Consider the following 5562-nt stretch of genomic DNA (forward strand, 5'->3'; position numbering starts at 1 on the left):
CATGGGCGCTGCCTCCGCCGCCGGGGCGGCGCCGGGCAGCACCGCCGCCAGCGCCCGCAGCGCCTCGGCGGGCTCCGGCGGCGTGGCGTTGGCGGAGAGGGCGGCTACATGACCCTCGATCCAGTCCAGGCCGGTCTGCACCGCGGCGGCCACGGCGCCGGGCAGCGGCAGCGCGCCTTCCATCACCTGCGCCAGCACGGCTTCCAGCCGGTGCGCGACGTCCTCCACCACCGGCAGGTCCACCGCCCGCGCGGCGCCCTTCAGGCTGTGGGCACGGCGGAACATGTCGCGCAGGTCGGCCGCCTCGCCACGCTCGGCCGTGTCCAGCGCGGCGCGGATGACGCGCAGGTGCTCCCTGTGCTCGGCATCGAAGGCCGCCAGCAATTCCCGGCGCAAATCCTGCATCGGCACGGGTGGTGTTCTCCCGGTTCCTCGGCCTGAACCCTGATCATGACAGGAAGCCGCGGGATCGTGGCGGCTGCCGTGGGGGATCACGGTCCAGGCCGTTGTTTGCTCGCGCGATTCCTGCCCCGGCTGTACAGCCTTAGGCCGCTGGGCTCCAGGGGCCATCGGGATTTTCGGGCGGCCGGCGGCCTGGGGCATGCGCCGGCACAGGCGCATGCAGCATGTGAAAGCCCGGCAGCGGCATCGTCGTCTCGAACGGTGCCGCCGGGCATGGGAACAGTCCGCCGCCCCAGCCAGGGCGGCGGGGCACCGGTCAGGCGGTGCGGGTTGCCGCCTTCGCCTCCCGCCGGCGCCGGGTCAGCACGAACTCGGTGTAGCCGTTGGGCTGCGCCGCGCCCTGGAACACCAGGTCATGCGCCGCCTGGAAGGCCACGCCGTCAAAGCCCGGCGCCATCGGGGTATAGGCGGCGTCGCCGGCATTCTGCTTGTCCACCACGGCGGCCATGCGGCGCAACGTCTCCTCCACCTGCGCGGCATCGACCACGCCGTGGCGCAGCCAGTTGGCGATGTGCTGGGCGGAGATGCGCAGCGTCGCCCGGTCCTCCATCAGCCCGACATTGTTGATGTCCGGCACCTTGGAGCAGCCGACGCCCTGGTCCACCCAGCGCACCACGTAGCCGAGGATGCCCTGGGCGTTGTTGTCCAGTTCCGCCTGCACATCCTCCGGCGACCGGTTGCTGGCGGAGAGCGGCACGGTCAGCAGGTCGTCCAGCTTTGCGCGGCGGCCGCCGGCCACCAGCTCCGCCTGCCGGGCGGCGACGTCCACCTCATGGTAGTGCAGCGCGTGCAGCGTGGCGGCGGTGGGGGAGGGCACCCAGGCGGTGTTGGCGCCCGCCTTCGGGTGGCCGGATTTCTGCGCCAGCATGTCCGCCATCTTGTCCGGCGCCGCCCACATGCCCTTGCCGATCTGCGCCTTGCCGCGCAGCCCGCAGGCCAGGCCGTTATCGACGTTCCAGTCCTCGTAGGCCTTGATCCAGGCCGCGCCCTTCATGTCGTTCTTGCGCAGCACCGGGCCGGCTTCCATCGAGGTATGGATCTCGTCCCCCGTGCGGTCCAGGAAGCCGGTGTTGATGAAGGCGACACGGTCCTTCGCGGCGGCGATGCAGGCCTTGAGGTTGACGGTGGTGCGCCGCTCCTCGTCCATGATGCCGACCTTGACGGTGTGGCGCGGCAGGCCCAGCACGTCCTCTACCTTGCCGAACAGCGTGTCGGCCCAGGCCACTTCCTTCGGCCCGTGCATCTTGGGCTTCACGACATAGACGCTGCCCTTGCGGGAATTGGCGCGGCGTTCCCTGATGTCGTGCATGGCGATGGCGACGGTGACCAGCGCGTCCAGGATGGTCTCCGGCGTCTCCCGCCCCTCCTGCATCACCGCGTCGGTCATCATGTGGTGGCCGACATTGCGCACCAGCATCAGGCTGCGGCCATGCAGAACCAGCGTGCCGCCATTCGGCGCGGTGTAGCTGCGGTCCGGGTTCAGGCGCCGCGTCACCTCCCGCCCTTCCTTGCCGAAGGTGGCGGAGAGATCGCCCTTCATCAGGCCAAGCCAGTTGCGGTAGACGAGGACCTTGTCCTCCGCATCCACCGCCGTCACCGAATCCTCGCAATCCATGATGGTGGAGACAGCGGATTCCAGCACGAGGTCAGCGATGCCGGCCGGGTCGTCCTTGCCGATCGGGTGCGCGCGGTCCAGCACCACTTCCAGGTGCAGGCCGTTATGGCGCAGCAGGATGGCGGTGGGGGAGAGCGGCTCCCCGGTATAGCCGGCGAACTGGGCGGCATCGCGCAGCGTCGTCTGGCCGCCGGTCATGCCCACTTCCAGCACGCCGTTGCGTACCGCCAGCTCGGTGACGGATGCCCAGTGGCCGCTGGTCAGCGGCACCGCCGCGTCCAGCACCGCGCGCGCCCTGGCGATGACCTTGGCGCCACGCGCGGCGTTGAAGCCCTTGCCGCGGGCGAGGTCGCCCTCCTCCGGAATCGCATCGGTGCCGTAGAGCGCATCGTACAGGCTGCCCCAGCGGGCATTGCCGGCGTTCAGCGCGTAGCGGGCGTTGTTGACCGGCACCACCAGCTGCGGCCCGGCCATGGTGGCAATCTCGTCATCCACGTCGGCGGTGGCGACGGCCACGTCCGCCGGCTCCGGCAACAGGTAGCCGATCTCCTGCAGGAAGGCGCGGTAGGTGGGGAGGTCGATCGGCTTGGCCGGGTTGGCGCGGTGCCAGGCGTCGATCTTCGCCTGCAGCGCGTCCCGCTCCGCCAGCAGCGCGGCATTGGCCGGGCCGAGGTCCCGCAGGATGGCCTCGTAGCCCGCCCAGAACGCCGCCGGCGCGATGCCGGTACCGGGCAGCGCCTCGGCTTCCACGAAGGCCTTCAGTTCCGCCGCGACATCCAGCCCGCTGATCCGAATCTTCTCCGCCATGATGCGCCCCTCATTCGTTTCCCGATGGGCAGGATTAGCCGTCTTCCGCCCCGCTGGCCAAGCCCGGACCATGCAGCACGCAGCCGCCCATCGGCGGCGCCGGGGCCAGCAGGTCCACCGCCAGGCCGCCGATCAGCGCCGCCAGCACCTTCAACGGCCCGCCATGGGAGACGATGATCGAGCTCTGCCGCAGCGTGGCATGGAAGCCACGGACCCGCGCCACCAACGCCGCGCCGCTCTCCCCGCCCGGTGGCGCGAAGCCCCACGGGTCGGTGGCCCATGCGTCCAGCGCGGCGCGCGGCACGTCATCCCACGCCAGGCCTTCCCATGCGCCGAAATCCAGCTCCCACAGCCGCTCGTCCAGCGTGATGGGCAGGCCGGTGCGGGCCGCCACGGCCTCGGCCAAAGCCACGCAGCGCCTGGCGGGGCTGCTGAACAGCGCCTGGGCCCGGAAGCCCGGCGGCAACGGCGCCGCCATGCCGGCCCGGCCGGCCGGCAGGTCCAGCCGGCCGTAACAATGGCCGGGGGCGATATTGGTCGGCAGGTGGCGCAGGAGGGCGTGGCGCATGGGGGTGGGTTGTCGCTGGAGGGGGTGGGTTGGTCCAGGGTCGGGTCTGGCTATTTCTGGGGTGTGCTTTGGTTCGGCGGTGGATCGAGGGGGCGCTGCCCCCTCGAGCTCTCCTGGCAGGAGATGCGATCCCTGCACCCGCGATTCAGGGGTTGTTGGCATGCGGCCAAGGTCTGGGTCAGATTTCTATAATACACTGATTGTAAATAAATAAATCTATGACGGCCCGGTACGTCAACGGTCGTCGGCCGCCATATGGTGGCAGCATCCGGGAGTCGTTCTTTACCCTTTCTGGCTTCCGATCCTGACCCCGAACAAACGGGTTTCCAAAGGCCTCAGGCCTTTGGCGGGGAGAGTTTGAGAGGGGCAGCGCCCCTCTCAAGAACCGGCGGCCCACCAGCAGGCCAGCAGCGGCCAAGGCACCCCCCAACAACCAAGCCATGGCCGGTTGGCGCCGGACAGCCGTCGATGATACAGGGGGGCTTCCCCATCCAGGAGCAGTGGAGGCGTTGGCGATGACGGAACCGACCACCGCCCGCACTCTTCCGACCGATGGCCAGGATGGGCCTTACCTGATGTTCGCCCTTGGTACCCTGCGCTGCGCCCTGCCGCGCGTCGCGGTGCGCGAGTTGCTGCCATTGCCGCGCCTGTCCCGCCCGCCATCCCTGCCGGCGGCCGTGGCCGGCTTCCTGAATCTCGGTGGGCAGCCGGTGCCGGTTCTGGCGCTGGAGCAACTGTTCGGCCTGCCTTCCGCGGTCGTGGAGGCGGATGGTGTGTACCGCCACCTGGTGTTGCTGCGGGCGGAGAAGCCGTTGGCGTTGTTGGTGGACCGGGTGCTGGACCTGGCCACCCCGCCGCCCGGCAGCCGCCGCCCGGTGCCACCGGACCAGACGCTGAATGGCTGCGTCATCGCCACACTGGCCATGCCGGACGGCTTCGCCAGCGTGCTGGACCCGGGCCGCATCCTGCTGGCGCAGGAGCAGGCAATGCTGGACGACCTGACCCGGCGGGAGCGGGAGAGGCTGGACGCCTGGACCGCCGGATGACACCGGCCCGCCCGCCCGCCGCCCCACGCTTCCTGCCCGATGCGGATTTCCTGCGGCTGAAGGCGCTGCTGATTCGCCGCACCGGCCATTTCTACTACGAGGACAAGGACGACCTGTTGTGGGAGCGGGTGCGCCGCCGCCTGCGCGTGCTCAGCCTGCCCGGTGCCGCCGCCTATCTGGACCGCCTGCAGGACCCGGCGCTGGGCGAGGCCGAGTGGACAGCGCTGGAAGCCGAGATCACCATCGGCGAGACGTTCTTCTTCCGCTACGCCGAGCAATTCGCCGCCCTGCGCCAGACTATCCTGCCGCAGTTGCTGGAGCGCAACCGCGCCACCCGCCGCCTGCGGATCTGGAGCGCGGGCTGCGCCAACGGCTCGGAACCCTATTCCCTGGCCATCCTGCTGCATGAATTGCTGGGCGATGCGCTGCCGGACTGGCGCATCACCATCCTTGGCACCGACCTGAACGAGGCGTCGCTGGCCGCGGCGCGGGAGGCCGTGTTCTCCCCCTGGTCGCTGCGCAGCCTGCCGGCGGAGTTGCGGGAGCGGGACTTCACCGCCGAGGGGCGCGGCTGGCGGCTGCGGCCGCGTCACCGGGCGATGGTGCGCTTCCAGCGGCACAACTTACTGGACCTGCTGGAGCCCGGCGCGGCGCTGGAGATGAATGAGTTCGACCTCATTCTCTGCCGTAACGTACTGATCTACTTCCATCCGGAGACGGTGCCGCAATTGGTGCGCGCCTTGGCGGAGCGGCTGGTGCCGGGTGGCTGGCTGCTGCTGGGCCATGCGGAGCCGCAGCCCGGCTTCGCCCGCTTCCTGCGCCCCGTCTCCCTGCCCGGCACCGCCGCCTGGCATCGGGAGGCGGAGGACCTGCCGGTGTTGCCGGAGCCGTCATGGCCCCAGCCGGAGCCGTCCCTGCCAGAGCCATCCGCATCGCCGGAGCCATCCGACAGACCGTCGCTGCCGGACCCCACATGGCCGGCGCCGCGCGCGCCGGGAGCCGAGTCCGCGTGGCCCGCCACCGGCGCGCCGTACCCGCGCCGGCCGTTGCCACGCCCGCCGGCC

At 70.7% G+C, this 5562-nt stretch carries 5 protein-coding genes; 2 read left to right on the forward strand and 3 right to left on the reverse strand.

Annotation, left to right across the window (positions count from 1 at the left end; translation table 11 throughout):
* The 3 genes from IBL26_RS24980 to IBL26_RS24990 all read right to left on the reverse strand — a co-directional run.
* Positions 1-405 (reverse strand): Hpt domain-containing protein (locus tag IBL26_RS24980; protein WP_187787214.1); only part of this gene is annotated, 405 nt, incomplete at its 3' end.
* 313 nt (positions 406-718) lie between these two features.
* Positions 719-2884 (reverse strand): malate synthase G, encoded by a 2166-nt coding sequence (locus IBL26_RS24985; RefSeq protein ID WP_187787211.1) that lies wholly within the window; start codon positions 2882-2884, stop codon positions 719-721.
* 34 nt (positions 2885-2918) lie between these two features.
* Positions 2919-3452 (reverse strand): histidine phosphatase family protein, encoded by a 534-nt coding sequence (locus IBL26_RS24990; protein WP_187787212.1) that lies wholly within the window; start codon positions 3450-3452, stop codon positions 2919-2921.
* 515 nt (positions 3453-3967) lie between these two features.
* On the opposite strand from IBL26_RS24990, the gene IBL26_RS24995 reads away from it, so the two are divergent.
* A complete protein-coding gene (locus IBL26_RS24995; RefSeq protein ID WP_241749735.1) occupies positions 3968-4498 on the forward strand; it encodes a chemotaxis protein CheW in 531 nt (176 codons plus the stop codon).
* A partial coding sequence (locus IBL26_RS25000; RefSeq protein WP_187787213.1) for a CheR family methyltransferase occupies positions 4495-5562 on the forward strand: 1068 nt, incomplete at its 3' end. The genes IBL26_RS24995 and IBL26_RS25000, both read left to right, overlap by 4 nt.

The organism is Teichococcus aerophilus (genome assembly GCF_014490485.1).
Classification (GTDB): domain Bacteria; phylum Pseudomonadota; class Alphaproteobacteria; order Acetobacterales; family Acetobacteraceae; genus Pseudoroseomonas; species Pseudoroseomonas aerophila.

Coding starts and splice junctions, on each gene's coding strand:
- IBL26_RS24985 (WP_187787211.1), bottom strand. CDS start 2,884: ATGGCGGAGAAGATTCGGATCAGCGGGCTGGATGTCGCGGCGGAACTG.
- IBL26_RS24990 (WP_187787212.1), bottom strand. CDS start 3,452: ATGCGCCACGCCCTCCTGCGCCACCTGCCGACCAATATCGCCCCCGGC.
- IBL26_RS24995 (WP_241749735.1), top strand. CDS start 3,968: ATGACGGAACCGACCACCGCCCGCACTCTTCCGACCGATGGCCAGGAT.